This is a genomic window from Polynucleobacter meluiroseus (assembly GCF_900205755.1).
GTDB classification, from domain to species: Bacteria; Pseudomonadota; Gammaproteobacteria; order Burkholderiales; family Burkholderiaceae; genus Polynucleobacter; species Polynucleobacter meluiroseus.
This window is the reverse complement of the sequence record NZ_OANS01000001.1, coordinates 69,485-91,793: the sequence shown is the minus strand read 5'-3', so window position 1 is coordinate 91,793 and position 22,309 is coordinate 69,485. Positions and strand designations below refer to the sequence as shown.

The 22,309-nt window shown below is 47.8% G+C and carries 20 protein-coding genes; 10 read left to right on the top strand and 10 right to left on the bottom strand.

The annotated features are described in order from the left end of the window. Nucleotides 1-7: 7 nt before the first annotated feature. Nucleotides 8-829, top strand: a complete 822-nt coding sequence (locus CP950_RS00500) for a type III pantothenate kinase (protein ID WP_096671907.1) — start codon at nucleotides 8-10, stop codon at nucleotides 827-829. On the opposite strand, the gene rfaE2 is transcribed toward CP950_RS00500, so the two are convergent. Beyond that, nucleotides 826-1,314 (bottom strand): D-glycero-beta-D-manno-heptose 1-phosphate adenylyltransferase, encoded by a 489-nt coding sequence (rfaE2, locus tag CP950_RS00495; protein WP_096671906.1) that lies wholly within the window; start codon nucleotides 1,312-1,314, stop codon nucleotides 826-828. The genes CP950_RS00500 and rfaE2 overlap by 4 nt on opposite strands. 92 nt (nucleotides 1,315-1,406) lie before the next feature. Here rfaE2 and CP950_RS00490 point away from each other — a divergent pair, with 92 nt between their 5' ends. Genes CP950_RS00490 through CP950_RS00470 form a run of 5 tightly spaced genes read left to right on the top strand, consistent with a single transcriptional unit; the run spans nucleotide 1,407 to nucleotide 6,234 of the window. Beyond that, nucleotides 1,407-1,982 carry a glutathione peroxidase gene (locus tag CP950_RS00490; protein WP_096671905.1) on the top strand — a complete coding sequence of 192 codons (576 nt, stop codon included), beginning with the start codon at nucleotides 1,407-1,409 and terminating at the stop codon, nucleotides 1,980-1,982. After that, nucleotides 1,982-3,370, top strand: a complete 1,389-nt coding sequence (locus CP950_RS00485) for an NAD(P)/FAD-dependent oxidoreductase (RefSeq protein WP_096671904.1) — start codon at nucleotides 1,982-1,984, stop codon at nucleotides 3,368-3,370. Before CP950_RS00490 ends, CP950_RS00485 begins: the two co-directional genes overlap by 1 nt. 13 nt (nucleotides 3,371-3,383) lie before the next feature. Next, a complete protein-coding gene (locus CP950_RS00480; RefSeq protein ID WP_096671903.1) occupies nucleotides 3,384-4,169 on the top strand; it encodes a DUF1365 domain-containing protein in 786 nt (261 codons plus the stop codon). Beyond that, entirely contained in the window at nucleotides 4,166-5,461 is a 1,296-nt protein-coding gene (locus CP950_RS00475; protein ID WP_096671902.1) for an SAM-dependent methyltransferase, read from the top strand. The genes CP950_RS00480 and CP950_RS00475 overlap by 4 nt, the downstream gene beginning before the upstream one ends. After that, the gene (locus CP950_RS00470; RefSeq protein ID WP_096671901.1) at nucleotides 5,458-6,234 is read left to right on the top strand and encodes an SDR family NAD(P)-dependent oxidoreductase; all 777 of its coding nucleotides are present in this window, start codon (nucleotides 5,458-5,460) and stop codon (nucleotides 6,232-6,234) included. The genes CP950_RS00475 and CP950_RS00470 overlap by 4 nt, the downstream gene beginning before the upstream one ends. A gap of 19 nt (nucleotides 6,235-6,253) precedes the next feature. Here CP950_RS00470 and CP950_RS00465 read toward each other — a convergent pair whose 3' ends face one another. From CP950_RS00465 to argS, 3 genes are read right to left on the bottom strand one after another with little or no spacing between them, the layout of a single operon-like run. Beyond that, on the bottom strand, nucleotides 6,254-6,910 hold the full coding sequence (locus CP950_RS00465) for a thiol:disulfide interchange protein DsbA/DsbL (RefSeq protein WP_096671900.1): 657 nt from the start codon (nucleotides 6,908-6,910) through the stop codon (nucleotides 6,254-6,256). Further along, complete coding sequence (locus CP950_RS00460; protein ID WP_096671899.1) at nucleotides 6,907-7,512, bottom strand: SPOR domain-containing protein; 606 nt, start codon at nucleotides 7,510-7,512, stop codon at nucleotides 6,907-6,909. Before CP950_RS00460 ends, CP950_RS00465 begins: the two co-directional genes overlap by 4 nt. 59 nt (nucleotides 7,513-7,571) lie before the next feature. Continuing rightward, nucleotides 7,572-9,317, bottom strand: a complete 1,746-nt coding sequence (gene argS, locus CP950_RS00455) for an arginine--tRNA ligase (protein WP_096671898.1) — start codon at nucleotides 9,315-9,317, stop codon at nucleotides 7,572-7,574. Between the two features lie 29 nt (nucleotides 9,318-9,346). Here argS and CP950_RS00450 point away from each other — a divergent pair, with 29 nt between their 5' ends. Beyond that, on the top strand, nucleotides 9,347-9,670 hold the full coding sequence (locus CP950_RS00450) for a DUF1840 domain-containing protein (RefSeq protein WP_243391872.1): 324 nt from the start codon (nucleotides 9,347-9,349) through the stop codon (nucleotides 9,668-9,670). Between the two features lie 21 nt (nucleotides 9,671-9,691). On the opposite strand, the gene metH is transcribed toward CP950_RS00450, so the two are convergent. Both metH and CP950_RS00440 read right to left on the bottom strand, forming a co-directional pair. Further along, nucleotides 9,692-12,433 (bottom strand): methionine synthase, encoded by a 2,742-nt coding sequence (gene metH / locus CP950_RS00445; RefSeq protein ID WP_096671897.1) that lies wholly within the window; start codon nucleotides 12,431-12,433, stop codon nucleotides 9,692-9,694. After that, nucleotides 12,430-13,494 carry a homocysteine S-methyltransferase family protein gene (locus CP950_RS00440; protein WP_096672382.1) on the bottom strand — a complete coding sequence of 355 codons (1,065 nt, stop codon included), beginning with the start codon at nucleotides 13,492-13,494 and terminating at the stop codon, nucleotides 12,430-12,432. The genes metH and CP950_RS00440 overlap by 4 nt, the downstream gene beginning before the upstream one ends. 75 nt (nucleotides 13,495-13,569) lie before the next feature. Between CP950_RS00440 and CP950_RS00435 the strand changes: the two genes are divergently transcribed. Further along, nucleotides 13,570-13,974, top strand: a complete 405-nt coding sequence (locus tag CP950_RS00435) for a PhaM family polyhydroxyalkanoate granule multifunctional regulatory protein (RefSeq protein ID WP_096671896.1) — start codon at nucleotides 13,570-13,572, stop codon at nucleotides 13,972-13,974. Nucleotides 13,975-14,001: 27 nt separating this feature from the next. Here the strand turns inward: CP950_RS00435 and acuI are convergent, their stop codons facing one another. Next, complete coding sequence (acuI, locus tag CP950_RS00430) at nucleotides 14,002-14,985, bottom strand: acrylyl-CoA reductase (NADPH) (RefSeq protein WP_096671895.1); 984 nt, start codon at nucleotides 14,983-14,985, stop codon at nucleotides 14,002-14,004. 160 nt (nucleotides 14,986-15,145) lie between these two features. On the opposite strand from acuI, the gene CP950_RS00425 reads away from it, so the two are divergent. Both CP950_RS00425 and CP950_RS00420 read left to right on the top strand, forming a co-directional pair. Further along, on the top strand, nucleotides 15,146-15,646 hold the full coding sequence (locus CP950_RS00425) for a flavin reductase family protein (RefSeq protein WP_096671894.1): 501 nt from the start codon (nucleotides 15,146-15,148) through the stop codon (nucleotides 15,644-15,646). A 23-nt stretch (nucleotides 15,647-15,669) separates the two neighbouring features. Next, nucleotides 15,670-16,332, top strand: a complete 663-nt coding sequence (locus tag CP950_RS00420; RefSeq protein ID WP_096671893.1) for a glutathione S-transferase family protein — start codon at nucleotides 15,670-15,672, stop codon at nucleotides 16,330-16,332. Nucleotides 16,333-16,341: 9 nt separating this feature from the next. On the opposite strand, the gene CP950_RS00415 is transcribed toward CP950_RS00420, so the two are convergent. The 3 genes from CP950_RS00415 to CP950_RS00405 form a co-directional block, all read right to left on the bottom strand. Further along, nucleotides 16,342-19,377 (bottom strand): efflux RND transporter permease subunit, encoded by a 3,036-nt coding sequence (locus tag CP950_RS00415; protein ID WP_096671892.1) that lies wholly within the window; start codon nucleotides 19,375-19,377, stop codon nucleotides 16,342-16,344. A gap of 7 nt (nucleotides 19,378-19,384) precedes the next feature. Then, complete coding sequence (locus CP950_RS00410) at nucleotides 19,385-20,524, bottom strand: efflux RND transporter periplasmic adaptor subunit (RefSeq protein ID WP_096672381.1); 1,140 nt, start codon at nucleotides 20,522-20,524, stop codon at nucleotides 19,385-19,387. Between the two features lie 206 nt (nucleotides 20,525-20,730). Further along, on the bottom strand, nucleotides 20,731-22,257 hold the full coding sequence (locus CP950_RS00405) for an efflux transporter outer membrane subunit (protein ID WP_096671891.1): 1,527 nt from the start codon (nucleotides 22,255-22,257) through the stop codon (nucleotides 20,731-20,733). Nucleotides 22,258-22,309: the final 52 nt, after the last annotated feature.

Sequence of the window (22,309 nt, the reverse complement as noted above, 5' to 3'; positions counted from 1 at the left end):
TATTTTTATGAGTCTCTATTTATTATTTGATGTGGGCAATACACGCTTGAAGTGGGCTGCAGTTGAGTCAACGCAAAACCCCTCTGATCGTCAGAAAAAATTGTGGGCCTACTCTGGCTCTATCAGCACCAAGTCACTCCAGTCTTTGGAGTTGCGGGAAGAGCTATCAGACTATATTGCCAAAACGGTACCCAAACCCGACGCCATTGCTTATTGTTGTGTTGCAGGTGCAGAGGTGATGACCAATCTGCGCACCCTCTTTCCGCAGTGGCAGGATCTTCTTTGGCGACAATTTACCGGGGACAGCACTTTTAAAGGGGTGCGTACGCTTTACCAAGATCCGACTAAATTGGGTGCTGACCGTTGGGCGGCTATTTTGGGTGCCAGAGCCCTCTCCGCCAACAACACCCTTGTGGTGAGTGCTGGCACGGCGACCACCATTGATATGTTGGGTGGCAATGGCCTGCACTATGGCGGCTGGATTTTGCCAGGACTTAGCATGATGCAAGAGAGCCTCCCCACTAATACGGCGCAATTGCCTCAGGCAACTCGCAGCAACACTTATTCTCAAGCTTTGGGCTTTGGCGTCAATACCAACGATGCCATGATTGGGGGGTGTGATGCAGCGCAATTGGGTGCCATCCTGCGCGCTACCCAATTATCAAAAGAGCTCAATCACCCCATTGAACGGATTTGGCTTGATGGCGGTAATGCCAAAATCTTAGCAGCGGAAATCGCTAAGCTACCCCAGCCACTTGCCCTCTCAACCGAGTCCATTGAAGGCCTAGTATTGCGCGGCTTGTGGGCATGGTTGGTTCAACAGCTTTAAGAGCGGATCTTGCCCAACAAGGTGCTGGTAGAGCGCTCATATAAAAACGGGATGGCAACGGTCTTACCACCCCAGGTTTTTACTAAATGGGCCTCTGGCAAGGTATCGATTTCATAATCGCCACCCTTGACGTAAATATCCGGGCGAACCTGCTCGATCAATTGAACTGGGGTTTGTTCGGTAAATAAGGTCACTAAATCCACGCTAGCCAATGCCGCTAATAATGCTTGGCGGTCTGCCTCAGAGTTGATCGGCCGATCAGCCCCTTTACCCAGCATTTTCACGGACGCGTCAGAATTTACTCCCACCACCAAACTTGCGCCTAGCTGGCGAGCTTGATCTAGGTAGCTTGCATGGCCACGATGCAGGATATCGAATACGCCATTAGTAAAGACTAGAGGCCTTGGTAGCTGCGCTATACGGGCAGTTAAATCTGCAGGTGAGCACACTTTAGAATCAAACGAAGGAGCTGGTATTGGGGTCATGACACAATATTAATAGTATTGCGTGATGTCCAACGAGAAACGCCAGAATGTCTTAGACTTGGCTTACCCAAATACCCCAAAAAAGGTGCAACATGTTTCGTATTTTGATGAAGTGGCTACTAGTTTTGGCGTTTACGCCCCTCATTCAATCTGCTACTGCCGCAGGGCCTACGCCTGCTACTTGCAGCCCCCTGCTTTCACACACCTTTCCCCGTCTGCAAGACGAAGCCCCACAAAATCTGTGTCAATACCAAGGTAAGGTGGTCTTGGTAGTCAATACCGCCAGTTATTGCGGTTTCACCACGCAATATGAAGGTTTAGAGGCTCTTTATGCCAAGTACAAGGCCCAAGGGCTAGTTGTCCTGGGCTTTCCCTCCAATGATTTTGGGCAACAAGAACCCGGCACAAACAAAGAGATTGCGGAGTTTTGTAAAAACACCTATGACGTCAAGTTTCCGATGTTTGCCAAAAGTGTTGTGAGCGGGAGCAATCCGAATCCATTATTTAAGATGCTTATTGCTAAAACTGGCACAAGCCCCAAATGGAACTTTTATAAATACCTCATTGATCGCAACGGGAATGTCGTCGACTCTTTCGGCAGCATGACCAAGCCTACGAGTAGCAGCATTACCTCTGAGATTGAAAAACTCTTAGGAGAGAAAATTTAGTGCTTAAGAAAAAGATTGCCATTATTGGCGCAGGAATTTCTGGCTTAGGTTGCGCCTATGCCCTGCGACAAGATCCAAATGTTGAAATTACTGTTTTTGAGGGCGGCGACCATATCGGCGGTCACAGCAATACCGTGGACCTTTCTCTACAAACGTCTCACGGCCTAATCACGCATGGAGTGGATACCGGCTTCTTGGTATTTAATCGCAGGACCTACCCCCATTTAGTTCGACTCTTTACCGAATTGCGCGTACCCATCTCGCCTTCAGAGATGTCATTCTCAGTATCAATCGATAACAGCGAAAAGGCTCATCGACATCAAAATATTGAGTGGGCAGGTAACGATCTCAATTCTTTTTTTGGTCAAAGATCTAACCTGCTGTCACTCTCGTTTTGGAGAATGGCTTATGACATCTTGCGCTTTAATCGTCTCGCTACCAAATTAGCAGAACAGCAGATGCATTCTGCACACGAATACAGCGAACCTGATGAGAGTATTGCGGACTTTCTCAATCGTCACCGCTTTAGCAAAAGCTTTCGGGAAAATTATTTTCTTCCCATGATCGGTGCCATCTGGTCTTGCTCAGTTGAACAAATGCTGGAATTTCCAATTAAAACCATGGTGCGTTTTTGTCACAACCACGGCTTGTTACAAATTCAGAATCGCCCTCAGTGGCTTACCGTAACTGGTGGCTCGCGCGAATATGTAAAGCGCCTTGTAGCCGCGTTAGAGCTTCATCAAGTGCAGTTTATACGTGAGGCGGTTGTTCGTGTGAATGCCAGCCCAGACGGAAAGTTGCCAGTTGAGGTGATTTGTCCCAGCGGTTCAACTTGGTTTGATGAAGTCGTCATGGCCTGTCATAGCGATCAAGCCCTGAATTTATTGCACGGCATTGAGCAAGATGCTCGCAATATCCTGGCAGCCATTCCTTATCAAAAGAATCGTGCCATATTGCACACAGATAAACGCTTCTTGCCAGAAACAGAGCGCTGCTGGGCGGCTTGGAACTACACCGCCAAATCAGGGGCGTTACCAAATGCGCAGCAGCACGTCAGTGTTAACTATCTCATTAATCGACTTCAGCCATTGCCAGTCGAGTGGAAGAAAACGCCAATTATTGTCAGCTTAAATCCCTTGACCAGCCCCGACCCCCTGCTGACTCATCAGGAAATTCGTTACTCTCATCCCGTATTTGACATGAGGGCGATTCAGGCTCAAAAAGAGTTGCCGCTCATTCAGGGAAATTCCTCGATTTGGTATTGTGGCGCTTGGACCGGTTTTGGCTTTCATGAGGATGGCTTGCGTTCGGGCGAATTGGTTGCGAAAGATCTCCTGGAAAGTATTCACCCTCCTATTGAATCCAATTCCATTCAAAACACCCGCTAAATGAATCCAGCGTATGAACCAAGCAACGATTAACTTTGGGGTAGTGCGGCACCGCCGTTTCCGTCCCGCAAAGAATGCGTTTGGCTACGGAGTTTTTACGCTCTCGATTCCAATGCGCTCCAGAAAAGCCAATCCCCAATTACTCCAAAAAAATGGTCTTGGCGATAATCGCTTTAGCCTATTCTCCTTCCTCGACAAAGATCATGGTGTCGGTAATGCAGATAGCTTAGAGTGGCTTGAGCAGGTCTTGCGAGACTACCAAATCACCCAGGTCGATGGTGAGATTTGGCTCCAAACTTTTCCCCGTGTTTTAGGCTACGTTTTTAACCCAGTGAGTTTTTGGATTTGTACCCGCGCTAATGGACAAGTACAAGCAGTTCTTGCCGAGGTTAACAATACCTTTGGTGAGCGTCACTGCTATTTACTCCACAAAGAGAATGGCGATCATTTACGATCGGGTGAGACGTTTACAAGCGCTAAAGTATTTCATGTCTCTCCATTTTGCGATGTGAGTGGTGAATACCATTTCCGCTTTCTCTTCCCCCAAGACAGCCTCTCCCTCAGAAACTCTGTCTGTCGTATTGAGCTTCACAAAGAGGGTTTGCCGCTGATCAATACCAGCATCAGCGGCGTTAGTGAACCACTTACCAAAAGGGCCTTGTATGCGGCTTTTATACGCTACCCCTTAATGAGTGTAGGAGTCATTGGACGAATACACTGGCAAGCATTAAAACTTTGGCTAAAAGGCGTGCCCTTTCATACAAAGCCCACCCCACCTGAACTTAAAATCACCCAATGAATCGCCCTGGACAAACCTTGCTCTCCCGCTTAAACTTTTTTCGCCCCCGCAATCAGCAGCCTAAGCCACATCAACATCGTATCGCTACTGAAACCTTACTAAATCTGCTTTCGAAGTTACAAAGTGGCTTTCTTACGCTGACTCTGCCCAATGGTGTTGTAAAAAAATTTGGTAATTTCGATGACACTCTGCATGCCGATATCCAATTACATGACTGGTCTGTCTTTAAGCAACTGCTTTCGCATGGTGATATTGGCTTTGCCGAAAGTTACATTCGTGGCGACTGGAACACTAGCAACCTGAAGGCCCTCCTAGAATTGGCGATTCGTAATCGTACGATCTTAGAAAAAGTGATTTATGGAAGCTGGTATGGCTCACTTTTCTATCGCTTTAAACATTGGTTAAGAGGAAACTCTAAATCAGGTAGTCGAAAAAATATCCATGCACATTACGATTTAGGAAATGCTTTTTACGCCTTATGGTTGGATCCGACCATGAGCTACTCGAGCGCTTGGTTTAGCGAGGGAGAAGGTCAATCTTTGGCGGATGCTCAAAGAGCCAAAATTGCTCGCATCTTGGACTCCTTAGACGTGAAGCAGAATGCGCATCTTCTTGAAATTGGCTGCGGTTGGGGCGGATTGATGGAAGAGGCTCTGCGCAAGCAACTTCAAGTTACTGGACTCACCCTCTCAACAGAGCAAAAAGCATTTACTCTGAACAGGCTCCAAAATATCAAAGCCCCGGGCACCGACTTGCCAGGATTTGATGTGCGACTCCAGGACTATCGTGACTGTACGGAGCAGTTTGACGCGATTGCCTCAGTAGAAATGTTTGAAGCAGTAGGTGAGCAATATTGGCCTGAATATTTCCAGATGATTGCTAAGTGCTTAAAGGTGGGTGGTAAAGCTTGCATACAAACGATTGTGATTGCAGAGGATCTATTTGAGCGATACCGCAACAGTACTGACTTTATTCAGCAGTATGTCTTTCCAGGAGGCATGCTACCCACCAAAAAACGTTTTGCGGAATTAGCGGCCAATGCAGGTCTGCGGGTAGAGGCAGATTTTGCTTTCGGCTCCGACTATGCAAAAACACTCTGCCTATGGAGCGATCGCTTTAATAGTAAGCTACAAGAAATTTCTCACCTTGGTTTTGATCAAACTTTTATCAGACTCTGGAATTTCTACTTGATGTATTGCGCCGCAGGATTTGCTGAGAAAAATATTGATGTCGTGCAGTTCACCTTAGCTCACACTACCGCCTCACCTACCAAGGATTCGCACACAGCATGAAACAAGCAGGCATAGACAATTGGCTAGGTAAGCGCGTTTGGGTGATTGGGGCCTCTAGCGGGATTGGCGAAGCTTGTGCCCAAGCCCTCCTCAAAGCTGGCGCAAAGGTAGCACTATCTAGCCGTCGAGTTGAGCGACTTACTCACATCGCCAGCAGTCATCCGGTGGAGCAATCACTTGTGCTTGCTCTCGATGTTACCCAAGCACAGCAAATGCAGGCTGCCTACCAAACTATTCTAGAAAATTGGGATGGACTAGATTTACTCCTGTTTGTTTCGGGCATGTATATTCCAATGCGCGCTGATGCTTTTGACATTCAGGTAGCTGAGAGGACCATTGACGCCAATCTTTTGGGACCCATGCGTGCTGTCGCATTAGTGCTACCTGAGATGCTGAAAAATCGTACCGGTCATCTAGCCATTATTGGTAGCGTGGCTGGCTACAGTGGCTTACCAAAAGCGCTTGCTTACGGCCCAAGCAAAGCCGGAATTATTAATTTCTGTGAAACCCTGTATTACGATTTGCAGCCCCAAGGTGTGAGTGTGCACCTCATCTCACCGGGATTTGTTGCAACTGAGGCAACGGCACAAAATGATTTTGAGATGCCCGCCCTCATTACTGCGGAGCAAGCCGCTAAAGATATTATGGCGGGCCTAGAACAAGGTGAGTTCGATATTCACTTTCCTAAGCGATTTACAGGATTCATGAAATTTCTCAGAATCCTCCCATACCCCATATATTTTTGGATATTACGTCGCTTCGTCAAGATTTAAGGCAACGCTCTTGGGGGTCTTATTTGTATTTATCTTTACGAATCTTTTGCTCTAAATAATCCATCACCAAAATTGCTTTTGCCTTGGTTCCAGCAATCGATGGCGAGGTTACGTAGCGACCTTGCATCACAATTGTTGGTACGCCATCAATACGATATGCCTCGGCCAATTGGCCTGCTACTCGGGCTTTAGAGGTGACTGCAAATGAGCGATAGGTTGCCAAAAACGTATTGCGATCAATGCCTTGAGACACAGCCCACTCAGCTATATCATTTTCAGTCAGCAAACGTTTGTTTTCTTTATGCATGGCGTACATGACTTTTTCATTCAAGGCATCTCCCTTGCCTAGCGCCTCCAATGTATAAAACAATTGGCTATGAGGCATGAAGTCTTCACGAAACGCTACAGGAATTCTACGAAAAACCACATCTTTAGGTTGACGCTTAGCCCATGCGCTCAGCTCAGGTTCAAAGTCATAACAATGCGGGCAACCATACCAAAAGAATTCAATCACCTCCACCTTGTTCTTGGTTTCCACTGCTTGAGGAATGGGTAGTACGCGGTAATCGAAACCTTCTTCAATCTTAGGGCTCTGCGCAGCTATATTGCTCATGAAGGAAAGTGACAGCACGAGCGCCGCCAAACTCATGAGAATTTTTTTAGGGGACAGAATCATGATTTATTCGCTTTAATAACGGTTGGTTTGATACCCATGGCATTTAACTTATCGCGCATCGGGTTGCTTTCTTCGGCACTGTCAAATGGGCCAACGCGCACTCTCCAGACTGTATTGCCGTCGTTCGATATCTCACTTAATTGCGACTGAATTCCCTGAATTGCTAAATTGGCCTTTTGTCCATCTGCGTCAACGCGTTTTGCAAACGCCCCTACCTGCAAGAAATACACCGCCTCAACCTTGGCTGCGGGCGTCGCGACAGTTTCAGGTGCTTTTTTGCCGTTTAGCAACTCGCCGATTGGATCGGCTGTCGCCACTGGAGTGGCGGCCTGCTTGCCTTGCAAAGGTTTATTTAAATCTAAGGGTGCCGTAGGGCTTGCCGGTGCACCTTCCTCTGAAGTGGGCGCTGACTTCAGAGTTAATGGAAAACTCGGCGCGCGCATGCCAGGGCGCTCTTGGGGGGTGTGCTTAGAAAGATAAAAAGCGATCAAAAATGCAACTCCCAAGCCAACAGCCAAACCGACAATAAAGCCGATGATGGTTCCGCCGTATTCAGGGCTGGATGCCTTAGTACGTCGAATGAAGCCCTTTTTTTGATTCATTTGTGATCACCTTGTTCCATCCTACATCATTACTTTATCGGTTTACTGCAGCCTATGACTTACATCTTAGCGGGTGCGGATACACCCAATACTTTTAAACCATTTTCAAGCACTTGGCGAGTAGCAGATAACAAGGCCAGGCGAGCCAATTTCAATGCCAAATCATCCACGAGAACCCGATCTGCATTGTAAAAAGTATGGAAGTCGCCTGCTAAGTCCCGTAAATAGAAGGCCAATGCATGGGGCGCAAGGTCTTCTGCGGCATTGGTCAATACTTCAGGATACTCAGCTAAACGCCGCAACAGATGATCGGAAGCTTTGCTTTGTAATAAACCAAGGTCGGCTGATTTAAGGTCAGCCACTTGGCCGCCCCATTGCGTCAGAATCGAGCAAATGCGCGCATGTGCATATTGGATGTAGAACACGGGGTTCTCATCATTTTGCTTTAACGCTAAATCCACATCAAACACAAACTCGGTATCCGCTTTGCGAGAGATTAAGAAAAAACGTACCGCATCACGGCCCCGTTGTAATGACTGCTCTCGCACCTCAGGAGTCATGTCTGGAGTGGTGCCGCCTGACCACTCAACCAAATCTCGCACTGTGACATACGATCCAGCGCGCTTGGAAATTTTGACTTCCTCGCCATGACGCATGACTGTGACCATCTTATGCAAAATGTAGTCAGGGTAGGTCTTGGGGATGTCCCAGCCCCGTTTTTGGGCAACTCCTTGCAGGCCTGAGCGCACCCTAGCGATCGTGCCATGGTGATCACTGCCTTGCACATTAATGACCTTCGCAAAGCCGCGCTGCCACTTGCTGGTGTGATATGCGACATCCGGCACGAAGTAAGTAAAAGTCCCGTCAGACTTGCGCATGACTCGGTCCTTATCATCGCCGTCGTCGGTCGTCTTTAACCAAAGAGCGCCTTCGGATTCGTAGGTCTTGCCAGCACTTTGGAGATCTTCTACCACTTGCGCCACACTGCCGTCGGTATACAAGGAAGACTCGAGGTAGTAGCAATCAAATTTTACGCCAAAGATTTTCAGATCAATGTCTTGTTCATTGCGCAAGTAGGCCACCGCAAACTGTCGAACTGCTTCAAGTTGCTCTGCTTCAGAACGCGTTACATTGGATTGCTCTGTTGCTTTAAAAGCGGTAGCAATCTCGGCAATATATTCACCGTTATAAGCTTGCTCTGGCCATGCCGCGTCACCCGGCTTAAGACCCTGTAAGCGTGCGGTAACGGATAAGGCCAAATTGGCAATCTGTACCCCGGCATCGTTGTAATAAAACTCACGATGGACTGCGATCCCTTGGGTGGCGATCAAATTGGCGAGAGCGTCCCCCAAAGCAGCCTGTCGGCCATGCCCCACGTGCAATGGTCCAGTTGGATTGGCGGAAACAAATTCAATCATGGCATGCGCTACCGGTCCCGAACCTTGTCCCAACATACCAAATTGCGCTCCCGCAGTCAGAATCTCCTGGACAACCATTGCCTTAGCCGCGTTACTGAAACGGAAATTAATAAAGCCAGGGCCAGCGATTTCGCAAGAGGCGATCAAATCCGTAAATTCAGGCTGCAACTGCAAACGTTGCACCAGGTCTTGTGCCAACTCTCTAGGATTGAGTTTCCACGCCTTGGATAGTTGTAGAGCGACATTACAGGCAACATCTCCGTGATCCAGTGCCTTGGGTCGCTCAAGGCGGGGCTCTAGAGGCTCTCCCAAGCCACGTTCTTGGGCGATGCCTTGGAGTGCATTACCCAACATCGTGATTAGGCGGTTTTTATTAGTTACTAACATAGATGAGTGAGTTTATCAGGTGGTAAGCTATGCAAATGATCTATCAATTTCGCTCCAAAGCGGGCCCTGACGTCATCATGCTAGCGGACCTGAGCAAACGGATTTTTGATATTCTGGACTGCCCTTTAGAGCCAAGGGGCATTCTCACCGTTGAGCACTTGCCCGTATTCATTACCCGCTTGGAAACTGCCATCCTCAGGGACTTAGAAGAGCGCAAAGAAGCTCAGTCATCGTCTGGTCAAGACGTTAAAAAACTTTCTCAGCCAGATAGGTTGGGCCAAAGAGCCTACCCCTTCCTCGAACTCATGAAGCAAGCCAAAGAAAAAGGTGAACCAGTTCTTTGGGGTGTTTAAGCCCCAAAGATACTTAATCTCTTAATCGATTGAGCTTGCGAGTTGGCGGCGCACATCTTCCAGCGAGTCACCGCGACGCTGAGCCAAGTCTTCTATCTGATCTGGCATGACCTTACCGACGTTGAAATAGCGCGCATCAGGGTGCGCTAAATAGAAACCGCTCACACTTGAAGCGGGATTCATAGCCATCGATTCCGTTAATGTCATGTCAATATCTTCTGAACCAATGACGCGCAACAAATCCTTTTTGACTTCATGTGCAGGACAAGCAGGGTATCCAGGCGCCGGACGAATCCCGCGGTACTCTTCATTTACCATCTGCTCATTAGTCAAAATTTCATCCGTGGCATAACCCCATAGATCAGTTCGTACGCGATGGTGCATCAGTTCGGCGAAGGCTTCCGCTAAACGATCGGCTAGGGCCTTCAACATAATGGCACTGTAGTCATCATGTTTAGCCTGAAATTCCGCCACTTTCTTTTCGACGCCATGACCCGTGGTGACCGCGAAGCAACCTAAATAATCTGCTACTCCGGTATCTTTTGGTGCGACATAATCTGCCAAGCAACGATTAGGGCGGCGCGCACCATCAACAACTGGGCGCTCACCCTGCTGACGCAAGTTGTGCCAAACAAATAAGGGATGTTCACGTGCCTCGTCTGTGTACAAAACGATGTCGTCGCCGATCGTGTTAGCAGGATAAAAAGCGACCACCGCATCTGCTTGTAACCACTGCCCTTTAATTAATTTATCGAGCAATAGTTTTGCGTCTTCAAACACCTTGCGCGACTCCACTCCCACAATCTCGTCATCAAGAATGGCGGGGAACTTACCCGCCAAGTCCCAAGTCTGGAAAAAAGGAGTCCAGTCAATGTACTTGGCTATTTCACTCAAGGCGTAATTTTTAAAGATCCGCCGACCAATAAATTTGGGCTTTTCTGGTACGTAAGCAGACCAATCAATCAACTCACGATTTTTACGTGCAGCTGCCAAAGAAATGGTGGGCGCCGCTTTTTTATTCGCATGCTGTTCACGAATACGCGCATAGTCTTCGCGCAAGTCTGAAATAAATTTCTTGGCACTTTCATCCGACAGCAAACTAGAAGCAACTGAAACGGAACGGGAGGCGTCGGGCACATACACCACCGGACCATCGTAGTGAGGGGCGATTTTCACAGCCGTATGAACGCGTGAAGTAGTTGCTCCACCAATCATCAAGGGAATTTGACGCTCACGGAAATAATCATCACGTTGCATCTCCTGAGCAACATAGGTCATTTCTTCAAGGGAGGGTGTAATCAATCCAGAAAGGCCGACGATGTCTGCTTTCTCTTCCTTAGCCCTTTTCAGAATTTCTGCACAAGGCACCATCACGCCCATATTGGCGACTTCAAAGTTATTACATTGCAGAACAACCGTAACAATGTTTTTACCAATGTCATGCACATCGCCCTTTACCGTCGCCATAATAATTTTGCCCTTGGCTTTGGCTTCACCACCAGAAGCGATATGTAAACGCTTCTCTTCTTCAATATAGGGAATTAATACGGCTACCGCTTGCTTCATCACACGAGCGCTTTTGACGACCTGCGGTAAAAACATTTTGCCTTCACCGAATAAGTCGCCCACCACATTCATGCCATCCATGAGCGGGCCTTCAATCACCTCAATGGGTCTGCCACCATCACCCATAATCTGCGCACGGAGCTCTTCAGTATCTTCTTCGATAAACGAGGTGATGCCCTGAACCAAGGAGTGTGTCAAGCGCTCACGCACTGGCGCTTCACGCCAAACCAGATTTTCTACTTGCTTTGCACCGCCACCTTTAAATTGATCGGCAATATCGAGCAAGCGCTCGGTTGGCGTCTTGCCTTCTTTTTCTTTAAAACGATTGAGTACGACATCTTCAACCCGCTCTCGCAGGTCGGGATCTAAGTCTGCATACACGCCCAACTGGCCGGCATTCACGATGCCCATATCCATACCCGCCTGAATCGCGTGATACAAAAATACGGTATGAATAGCTTCACGAACCCGGTCATTTCCCCGGAATGAGAAACTCACATTGGAGACGCCGCCACTAATTTTCGCGCCCGGAAGATGTTCTTTAATCCAGCGTGTTGCATTAATAAAATCTACGGCATAGTTGTCATGCTCTTCAATTCCAGTGGCAATCGCAAAAATATTTGGATCAAAAATAATGTCTTCAGCCGGAAAGCCCACTTCATTAACAAGAATGTCATAGCAGCGCTGGCAAATTTCTGTTTTACGTTCGTAGGTATCGGCTTGACCTACTTCATCAAAGGCCATCACGACACTGGCTGCGCCATAGCGTCGTATTAAACGTGCTTGCTTTTTAAAGGGCTCCTCTCCCTCTTTGAGAGAGATGGAGTTGACAATCGGCTTACCTTGAACACATTTCAACCCCGCCTCAATCACGCTCCACTTAGAGGAGTCAATCATGATGGGAACCCGAGCAATATCCGGTTCAGAGGCAATGAGGTTCAAGAAGCGCGTCATCGCCGCTTCTGAATCCAACATGGCCTCATCCATATTGATATCAATAACTTGAGCGCCGTTTTCTACCTGCTGACGAGCGACAACTAAAGCTTCGTCAAACTGATTATTCAGAATCATGCGGGAGAACGCTTTCGATCCCGTCACGTTGGTGCGCTCACCGATGTTGACGAAGCGCACATCAGGAGTCACATTAAAAGACTCTAGTCCCGAGAGTTTCATGGGGGTTAGTACTTGCTTGGTCATGCACTTGCCTCGTTAGCTTCACGATAAAAGGGGCGTGGTTGACGCTTAGCCATCGCCCGGGCAATCTCCCGAATATGATCAGGAGTAGTGCCGCAACATCCACCAACTAAATTTACCAAACCATCTTTAGCAAAACCATCTACCAAGCTTGAAGTAATGTCTGGGGTTTCATCAAAGCCAGTATCACTCATTGGATTTGGCAAGCCCGCATTAGGATAACAAGAAATAGCAACATCACAAATACGAGACAACTCCGCAATATAGGGGCGCATCAGCGCTGCACCGAGTGCGCAGTTCAGACCAAATGTCAGCGGCTTGATGTGACGCAAACTATTCCAGAAAGCTTCGACAGTTTGACCAGACAAAATCCGTCCAGAAGCATCGGTTACTGTGCCAGAGATCATGACTGGCAAGCGCTCGCCAGTCTCCTCAAAAAATTCATCAAGAGCAAAGAGAGCCGCTTTGGCATTCAGTGTATCGAAAATCGTCTCCACCAAAAATAAATCCACGCCACCCGCAAAGAGTCCTTCAATCTGCTCACGATAAGAAGCACGCAAGGCATCGAAAGTGACGTTACGTGCACCCGGATCATTGACGTCCGGAGAAATACTTGCGGTCTTGGGAGTAGGTCCAATCGCACCGGCAGCAAAACGGGGTTTATCTGGAGTGCTGAATTTTTCACAAGCGGCACGGGCTAAGCGCGCGGAGACTTCATTCATCTCGCGTGCCAACGGCGCCATTTTGTAATCTTCTTGAGCAATTGAGGTCGCTCCGAAGGTATTGGTTTCGATAATGTCCGCGCCCGCCTCAAGGTATTCCTCATGGATCTTGCTAATAATTTGGGGCTGAGTGAGAACTAATAACTCGTTATTCCCTTTAACATCACCAGGGTGGTCAGCAAAACGGGTGTTCTTGGGTAGGCCGCGGTAATCCGCTTCAGACAGTTTGTACTGCTGAATCATTGTCCCCATGGCGCCATCCAAAATCAGAATGCGCTGCTTTAAAAGCTCAGGAAGTGCCTGACCGCGGGTGTAAGACTGGGATAAACCATTAAATTGCATTGCTAAACCGGGAATCATCTCTAGAATCCCCTATTCTATTGGTAAATACGACTTTTTATCTGGACTGGAGCCTTTATGTTTACAAGCATGCCTGAATTCAATCAAAGCCTTGAAATGTTTAAAACCATGTGGGGTCAAGGTGCCGCTGGTCAGATGCCAGGGCAGTTCCCATTTAGTGCTGATCCCTCTAAGGTAGCGGGTGGCTTTAACGCAGCCTTTCCAGGCTTAGATACAGATGAATTAGAGAAACGCATCAAGGATCTGAAAAGCGTGGAGAGCTGGCTCAACCTCAATCTGAATATTCTGAAGTCAACGATTCAGGGCTTAGAAGTCCAGTACGCCACGATGATGGCCCTGAAGTCCTTTGGTGATGCCGTCTCCGCAGCAGGTAGCGCGGCGACAAGCACGTCTGAAAGCTCAGACTCCAGCACTAAAACGCGCAAGAAGGCCGCACCGCGTAGTCGACAATCCAAGACTTAGGCGCCTTAATCAGCGCCGCAGACCGTCTTAACGATTTACATCAACGACGACTCGGCCTCGTAGATCGCCAGCCATTAATTGCGCTGCAGCTGGGATAGCTTCTTCCAAGGTAATTTCATGGGAGATCTCTTCTAAGGTGTTGAGATCGACCAATTGACTAAGTTGTTCGTAAGCAGCAATCCGTTTTGCGCGGGGCACAGTCACGCTATTAATGCCGTATAAGGTGATACCCCGCAAAATGAATGGCGCGACACTGGCCGGCAAGTCCATGCCTTGTGCAAGCCCGCACGCCGCTACTGCGCCGTCACTCTTCGTTTGCGCACATGCATTAGCTAGGGTATGGCTACCCACACTATCCACCACCGCAGCCCAACGCTCTTTGGCTAAAGGCTTGCCTTGCACTGATAAGGTGGCTCGATCAATCACTTCGGTTGCGCCGAGTTTCTTTAAGTAATCCGCCTCTGCCATGCGTCCTGTACTGGCCACTACTTTAAAGCCGAGCTTACTCAAAAGCGCAATCGCAAAGCTACCAACACCTCCTGCCGCACCCGTTACCAATACCTCGCCATCATTCGGCTTTAAACCATGCTTTTGTAATGCCATGATGCACAACATGGCGGTGTAACCCGCGGTACCGATAGCCATGGCCTGCTTCGGTGTCAGGTCTTTAGGCAAAGGAATGAGCCATTCAGACTTCACTCTGGCTACCTGAGCCAAACCACCCCAATGTCCTTCACCAACCCCCCAACCATTGAGAATCACCATGTCGCCCACCTTGAAGTCTGAGCTCTTGCTTTCTAATACTTCACCCGCAAAGTCGATACCAGGCACCATTGGAAAACTGCGCACTACAGGGCCTTTGCCGGTAATTGCTAAGCCATCTTTGTAATTGAGAGTGGAATACAGCACTTTGACGGTAACGTCGCCCTCTGGCAGGCTCGCTTCCTCAGCCTGTGACAATTCCGCGCGATAACCCTGCTCATCTTTATTTACTAAAATAGCTTTAAACATGTTTCACCTTTTTTAAAAGAATCTAATAACCTACTGTACTTGCTCAATAGGTTTATGCTAACGAGCAATACCGATTATGTCTATTTTCATGAAAAAAATTCTACTATTAAAAGCTTGGCGTCTGGCCCAGTCGTGTCTCAAAACCCATGAAAAGGACTAGATGAGCCCCTTTACCCCGCAAGAGTTGCGCAAAGGCTTTTCCTCTTTTGCTACTGGCGTTACTGTGATTACCTGCCTTGATGCTGAGAAACAAGCCCACGGCATCACCATCAGCTCTTTTAATACGGTTTCTCTAGAGCCCCCTCTGATCCTATGGAGCCTAAAAAAGCACTCCCGTTTAATGCCGTACTTTGAGGTGGGTTATCAACACCTCATTCATGTGCTGGAGCGTTCGCAAGCGGATATGGCGATGCATTTTGCAACTGTGAAAGAAAATCAATTTGTAACGATTCCTCATACAGTTTCGGCAAGTGGCTTAACGCAAATTGAAGGCTGCATTGCCTATTACGAGTGCGAAACAGTTTCCGTGCACACGGGCGGCGATCACAACATTATTGTGGCTAAAGTTCTCCAAATTAAAAATCATCCCGATAGGCAACCGCTGATTTACGCCCATAGCCAGTTTCTTGGGCTTGAGCAGCAGCAAGAAACGCCCACCTAATACACTTACGGAAAGAGCCGCCAATGATGCGCTTATGGGGTAGAAAGAATTCGATTAACGTTCAAAAAGTCTTGTGGTGTCTGGCTGAACTTGGACTTGAAGAGGGGGTTGATTTTGAGCGCATTGATGCTGGTCTCCAGTTCGGGAAAAATCGCACTCCAGAGTTTTTGACGCTCAATCCTAACGGCACAGTACCCACCCTAGAGGATGGCGACATCGTGCTGTGGGAGTCCAATACCATCATGCGCTATCTGTCCCAACAATATGATCAGAAGAAACGGTTCTCAACTGATATTGCAAGCAAATTCGGTTCAGAGAAATGGCTGGATTGGCAGTTAAGCACTTTATGGCCATCTCTGCGGATAGTCTTTTTAGGGCTTACTCGCACCCCTGAAGATCAACGTGACTACGTATTAATTAAAAAACTCTACCAAGACACGAATCAGTGCCTGACTCTACTGGATCAAAATTTAGCGAACCAAAAATACTGTTCTGGAAATACGTTTCAAATTGGTGATATTGCTTTAGCTCTTTGCGTGCATCGCTGGCTTTTATTGAACACCTTCTTCCCAGAAAGAACTGGGGATCGTAAACAACTGGCCAATATCGACGCTTGGATGGAACGCCTTTATGCGCAGACGCAATTTACTGTCGTAGCTGATAAAGAACTGAATATCGTGAATTAAAAAGCGGGTTTATTCTTCTTTAAATTTCTTAGCGTGGTGATCTGCGCCAATGAAAAGATACATCGCCGGCACAACAAATAAAGTAAAGAGAGTGCCAATCGATAATCCCGTAAAGATCACGATGCCCATCGACTTGCGACCAGCAGCCCCCGCCCCAGAAGCAACCACCAAAGGCAACACCCCTAAGACCATCGCCGCAGTAGTCATCAAAATCGGCCGAAGTCGCACACTGCATGCTTCAATAATGGCTTCGAGCTTACTAAGTCCCTTAGCTTGCTGTTCGTTAGCAAATTCCACAATCAAAATACCGTGCTTACTAATCAAGCCCATGAGAGTTACGAGACCAACCTGGGTATACACATTGAGCGTGGTGAATCCAAGATTGATAAAAATGAGTGCGCCAAATAATGCAAGTGGCACCGAAACTAAAATGACTATCGGATCACGGAAGCTTTCAAACTGCGCCGCCAATACTAAAAAGACGATCAAGATCGCAAAGAACATGGTGACCAAGAATCCCCCAGACTCCGCCATGAACTGGCGCGATGGTCCGGCATAGTCCATGCTGTAACCAATGGGCGCAACCTCACTTAATGTTTGGCGCATAAACTCCAACAAATCAGCTTGTGAAATAAATGGTGTACTCACGCCTGAAATAGTCGCCGAGTTTAATTGCTGGAAATGGTTAATTGATTGAGGTACGACTTTTTGCTGAATGGTAGCAATCGTTCTTGCCTGAATCATTTGTCCACTCGGTGTACGAATGTAATAGTCCAAAATTTGGTCTGGATTGAGGCGATCAATTTGCTTAACTTGCGGGATCACGCGATAGGAACGTCCAGCAACTGAGAAGTAATTGACGTAGCCACCTCCAAGTGCAGCCGATAACGCAGCGCCCACTTGCTGTTGCGTCATTCCCAAAGCGGCGACCTTTTCACGATCAATCACTAAAACATCTTGTGGTTTATCGATTTTTAAATCGGTATCAACGAAAAAGAAATTGCCGCTCTTGCGCGCCTTATCTAAAACAGCTTGGGAAACTTCGTTCAACTGCTCGTAAGACTCGGTGGTATTAATGACTACCTGAACTGGCAAACCTTGCGCACCAGGCAAGGCTGGAAATTGAAATGCCGCCACTCTGGCGCCAGCAATGGTATTCCACTGGTTCTGCATCTTCTGCTGAAACTGCGAAGCGTTTAAGGTGCGCTTATTCCAGTCCTTCAACAAGATGCCACCAAAACTACTGGTGCGACTAGTAATCTGAAAAGCCTGCTCGTAATCTGGCTCGACACTAGCAAGCTGATAGATCTGGTCTGCATAAGTCTGCATCTGATTCACCGTACTATTTGGCGGCCCAAATGCCTGCATTAATACAATTCCTTGATCTTCGGTAGGAGCTAGCTCTGAACGTGCTGTTGCATATAAGTAGGCAACCCCGCCCAGGAGAAGTGCGCCCATCACGATGATGACCTGCCATGTACCGAGCAATTCTCGCAAAGTGCTTTTGTAACTATGGTGTACTTTGTCAAAGATCCGATCAATCTTTTGAACAAATGGAGATGCTTCTTGAGCCTCGGTAAAGATGCGCGAGCACATCATAGGTGAGAGGGTCAGCGCAATCAAGCCAGAAACGGCCACGGCGCTAGCCAAAGTGAACGCAAACTCCGTGAAGAGAGCGCCAGTCAGGCCTCCCTGAAAACCAATCGGAATGTAAACCGCGATCAAGACTACAGTCATCGCCAAGATCGGACCACCCAACTCACGAGCAGCCACCAAGGAGGCTTCCAGTGGTGATTTACCTTCCTTCATATGGCGGTCTACGTTCTCCACCACAATAATGGCGTCATCAACTACCAAGCCAATTGCCAAAACAAGGGATAGCAGCGTGAGCAAGTTAATCGAGTAACCAAGTACTTGCATCAGGAAGAAGGTGCCAATCAAAGACAGGGGCATCGCAATCACAGGTACTGCCACTGCACGCGCGCTTCCTAAGAAGAGGTAGATCACTACCGTCACGATCAACAATGCCTCAAGCAACGTTTTCACCACCTCATCGATTGAAGTCGTGATGAATTGGGTCGAGTCGTAAACCACTTTGCCTGTTAAGCCATTTGGCAATTGCTTTTGAATCCCAGGAACAGCAGCTCTGACCTTTTGCGCCACGTCCAATAAGTTCGCTTGAGGCGCAACCTTAATACCGATAAATACAGATTGCACGCCACTAAACGCCACGTTGGTGTTGTAATCCTCTGAACCTAGAGTCACGGTGGCTACCTGCTCTAAATACACAATATTGATCCCATCACTCTTGACTACTAACTTACGGAAGCCCTCTAAAGAATGCAAATCAGTACCCGCAACTAGATCGACTGACACCATGTCGCCCTTAGTGCTACCTACCGCCGATAAGTAATTATTGGCAGTTAAGGCATTGGCTACATCGTCAGCACCAACACCTAAACCCGCCATCTTTGCACGATCGAGCCAGGCGCGTAAGGCAAACTTTCTTCCGCCAACAATTTCCGCAGTTTGCACACCGTCAACCGCATCTAATTTGGGCTTAACCACGCGCAGCAGGTAATCCGTCACTGCATTGTTGGGGATCTCATTACTGTAGAAACCTAAATACATGGCATCCGTGGTCTGACCAATTTGCACTGTCAAGACGGGTTGTTGCGCTTGCTTAGGCAGCTGATTCGATACCGAGCTAATCTGTGTCTGTATTTGTGTCAAAGCCGCGTTTGAGTCATAGTTCAACTTCAGAGTAGCGGTGATAGTAGACAAACCACTGACACTCGTTGATGACAAATAGTCAATTCCCTGAGCTTGCGCAATAGCAGACTCTAGCGGCTGCGTAATAAATCCTGCAATCGTCTCAGGATCGGCGCCATAGTAAGCGGTAGTAATGGTCACCACCGCATTTTGAGTTTGCGGATATTGATTGACAGGCAAGGAGCCCATCGCTTTTAAACCAAAAACCAAAACGAGCGCACTTACTACCAGCGACAAGACTGGCTTGCGAATAAATACATCAGTCCAATTCATCTTAGACTCACTCCTGCGGCTTTGGATCGGGGGAATTTGCGGGCAGGACTTTGTTATTCACAATTAATGGTGTGCCATTTTTCAATTTTAGTTGACCACTAGTGACCACCGTGGTGCCAGCCTCTACACCCTTAAGAATCGCAACCTGATCGCCACGAGTCAGACCCGTCGTAACAAATACTTGTTGCGCTTCAAGGACTGGGTTGCCTTGCTTATCCAGTTTATCGGTTCGCTTCGCGATAAAAATAGTGGATCCATAAGGGTTATAGGTCACCGCTGTTTGGGGCAGAGTCAAAAATGCAACTTGGCCACCTACATTGATATTCACATTGGCAAACATCCCTGGCAAGATTTTCTTGTCAGGATTAGCTAGTTGCGCTTCGACCAAAATATTGCGCGTGCCGGTATCTACCTTTGGACTAACTGCGGTAATTTTTCCAGTAAAGCTTGCCCCCTTAAATGCATCCGTAGTCACTTCAATTTCTTGACCAACCTGCACTTGCTCCGCATTACTTTGGGGTAAGTTGAAATCCACATAGATGGGATCCAAAGTTTGTAGTGTCAATAGCTTGTCGCCAGGGTTAACGTATTGACCTGGATTAATCGTCACGATACCTATGCGCCCGCTAAAGGGTGCCTTCAGATTCTTTTTTGCAACTAAGGCAATCTGCTGGTCAACTAGCGCTTGCTTCGATTGCGCATCTGCTTTGGTGGTATCGAAAACATTTTTACTAATCGCTTGAATGGCTAATTGCTGTCTATCGCGCTCATTAATAAGCTTTGCCAAAGCAGCTTGGGCCTTTAAAGAGTTGAGTTGCGCTACATCGGAGGCATCATTCAATTTGATTAATAAGTCCCCTTCATTCACATCCATGCCAGATTTGATGGGAACCGTCAGCACTAAACCACTGATTTCCGTGCTGAGCTCAACGCCCCTGAATGCACGCACGTTGCCAACGCTAGATAATTTAGGCTGCCATTCTGTGGTGGCGATGACCATAGTGGAAACCGACGCTGGTGGTAAACCTGCCCCAGAGATGAAATGCTTGATTAAAGCCGTTTTTAATTGGTTAAAGCCGAAGATTAGACCGAGTAAAAGAAAGACGCCGCAAAGCATTAAAGTCATGCGACGGCGTAAAGGTGTCATGGCCTGTAATTTTGCATAGGCTTTGCTGTTCCTGACGCGTTCGCGCAGACGCAGGCGACCACCAACAGCGGCCCAAGTTGCGCTAACCTTCCCCCATATGGCAGCCAATTTTTCATTCAGCTGCCACTCTTGCGCTTTTGCTAAAGCCCACGATTGAAGCGCAACTGCGATTGCAATCATTTTGGTTTTAATGGTTTCGAGGAGTTTCATTTGGGATTTTGGTTAACTAGGTCTTTTGGTTGAAAAGCAGGTCCGGTACGATTCCACCAGCCACCGCCCAAGGCCGCAAATAAGGCGGCAGTATCTGCAAAGCGGGTTGCTTGAGCTGAAACCGATTTCACCTTAGCAAGTTGATACTGGTTTTGGTAATAGAGGACAGATAAGTAACTTGCTGTTCCCAATTTGTATTGTTGCTGAACGAGATCCAATGTTTCATAAGCATAGCGTTCAGCATCTGTAGCAGACTTCAAAACTTGCGCGCCAGTTTCGAGTGCACGCAATGCATTAGCTACCTCCTGAAACGCAGTTAAGACAGTGGCTTGATATTGATATACCGCTTGCTCGTAATTTGCCATGGCGCCACGTCGTTGCGCCAGCAATTGCCCGCCCTGAAACAGGGGCTGAAATAAACCGCCCGCAACAGACCACAAAGCCGCGTTGGGGCCAAATAAGGCACCAGTGCTTAAAGCCTCCGAACCGATACTGGCGCTTAAGTTGATTTGGGGTAATAGATTGGCCGTGGCAACACCGACTAAGGCATTGGTTGCTTTGAGTCTTGCCTCTGCAGCACGCACATCAGGGCGTTGCCTAACTAAGCTGGAGGGCACTGACAAGGGTAAGGTTGCTGGCAAGCGCAAAGAGCTTAAATCAAATTTAGCGATGTTGGCATTACTGGGTAACTCGCCAGTGTAGACCGCCAATTGATTGCGTACAAAGGCCAAATTACGCTCATAGGTAAAGAGATCAACTTGTGAGTTAGCCACTAAAGCTTTTTGGGAGGTGACATCCACTTTCGACACCGTACCAATAAGTAATTGACTTTCAGTGAGATTGGCAAGATTGGTCTGCGCTTTTAGTATCTCCGCGGTGGATTGCATTTGTGCACGTAATGCCGCCTCTTGGATAGCGCTAGTAACAATATTAGAGGTAAGAGAAAGGTAAGCACCCTCTAAAAGAAACTGCTGATACTCGGCTTGTGCCTGCGCACTCTCCACCGTTCTACGAGCACCACCGAAAACATCCAGGCGGTAGGTCACATTCACGTTAGTGTTGTAGAGATTATAAATATTAGTACCACTTCCGGGAACACCAAACGCAGCATTAGGTACTTGTTGGCGACTACCGCTGCCATTCAAACCAATGGCGGGAAAATATTGCCCGCCAATTTGTGCATTCACATTTTCTTGGGCAGATCGCAGTGCTGCATCAGCAGCACCCAAAGTGGGGTTTTGTTGCAAGGCTTTTTTAATCAGCGCATCCAACTCGGGCGAATGATATAAAGTCCACCAATCCGCTGCGATATCAACACCCTGCGCAAACTCCTGCACTTCACCACCCGGTATCCCGGGAGTGGTTACCAACTTTTGGGGAAGTGGATTTTCAGTATAAGAGTTTGTCTTTGGTGGCTCGGGCTGCTTGAAATCAGGGCCCACCGCACATGCAGAAATCAGACCTGCCAAAATCAGCGAAAGCCAGTACGGACGTGCAATTGTGGAAATGATTGAGTGAATCATGAAATAGTGCAAATATCCTTTTCTACAAAAGACATTTGAACACAGATTCACT

Excerpts from the sequence above, each read along its gene's own strand:
- CP950_RS00500 (WP_096671907.1), top strand. The coding sequence starts at position 8 with ATGAGTCTCTATTTATTATTTGATGTGGGCAATACACGCTTGAAGTGG.
- rfaE2 (WP_096671906.1), bottom strand. The coding sequence starts at position 1,314 with ATGACCCCAATACCAGCTCCTTCGTTTGATTCTAAAGTGTGCTCACCT.
- CP950_RS00490 (WP_096671905.1), top strand. The coding sequence starts at position 1,407 with ATGTTTCGTATTTTGATGAAGTGGCTACTAGTTTTGGCGTTTACGCCC.
- CP950_RS00480 (WP_096671903.1), top strand. The coding sequence starts at position 3,384 with ATGAACCAAGCAACGATTAACTTTGGGGTAGTGCGGCACCGCCGTTTC.
- CP950_RS00475 (WP_096671902.1), top strand. The coding sequence starts at position 4,166 with ATGAATCGCCCTGGACAAACCTTGCTCTCCCGCTTAAACTTTTTTCGC.
- CP950_RS00470 (WP_096671901.1), top strand. The coding sequence starts at position 5,458 with ATGAAACAAGCAGGCATAGACAATTGGCTAGGTAAGCGCGTTTGGGTG.
- CP950_RS00465 (WP_096671900.1), bottom strand. The coding sequence starts at position 6,910 with ATGATTCTGTCCCCTAAAAAAATTCTCATGAGTTTGGCGGCGCTCGTG.
- CP950_RS00460 (WP_096671899.1), bottom strand. The coding sequence starts at position 7,512 with ATGAATCAAAAAAAGGGCTTCATTCGACGTACTAAGGCATCCAGCCCT.
- argS (WP_096671898.1), bottom strand. The coding sequence starts at position 9,317 with ATGTTAGTAACTAATAAAAACCGCCTAATCACGATGTTGGGTAATGCA.
- CP950_RS00450 (WP_243391872.1), top strand. The coding sequence starts at position 9,347 with ATGCAAATGATCTATCAATTTCGCTCCAAAGCGGGCCCTGACGTCATC.
- metH (WP_096671897.1), bottom strand. The coding sequence starts at position 12,433 with ATGACCAAGCAAGTACTAACCCCCATGAAACTCTCGGGACTAGAGTCT.
- CP950_RS00440 (WP_096672382.1), bottom strand. The coding sequence starts at position 13,494 with ATGCAATTTAATGGTTTATCCCAGTCTTACACCCGCGGTCAGGCACTT.
- CP950_RS00435 (WP_096671896.1), top strand. The coding sequence starts at position 13,570 with ATGTTTACAAGCATGCCTGAATTCAATCAAAGCCTTGAAATGTTTAAA.
- acuI (WP_096671895.1), bottom strand. The coding sequence starts at position 14,985 with ATGTTTAAAGCTATTTTAGTAAATAAAGATGAGCAGGGTTATCGCGCG.
- CP950_RS00425 (WP_096671894.1), top strand. The coding sequence starts at position 15,146 with ATGAGCCCCTTTACCCCGCAAGAGTTGCGCAAAGGCTTTTCCTCTTTT.
- CP950_RS00420 (WP_096671893.1), top strand. The coding sequence starts at position 15,670 with ATGATGCGCTTATGGGGTAGAAAGAATTCGATTAACGTTCAAAAAGTC.
- CP950_RS00415 (WP_096671892.1), bottom strand. The coding sequence starts at position 19,377 with ATGAATTGGACTGATGTATTTATTCGCAAGCCAGTCTTGTCGCTGGTA.
- CP950_RS00410 (WP_096672381.1), bottom strand. The coding sequence starts at position 20,524 with ATGACACCTTTACGCCGTCGCATGACTTTAATGCTTTGCGGCGTCTTT.
- CP950_RS00405 (WP_096671891.1), bottom strand. The coding sequence starts at position 22,257 with ATGATTCACTCAATCATTTCCACAATTGCACGTCCGTACTGGCTTTCG.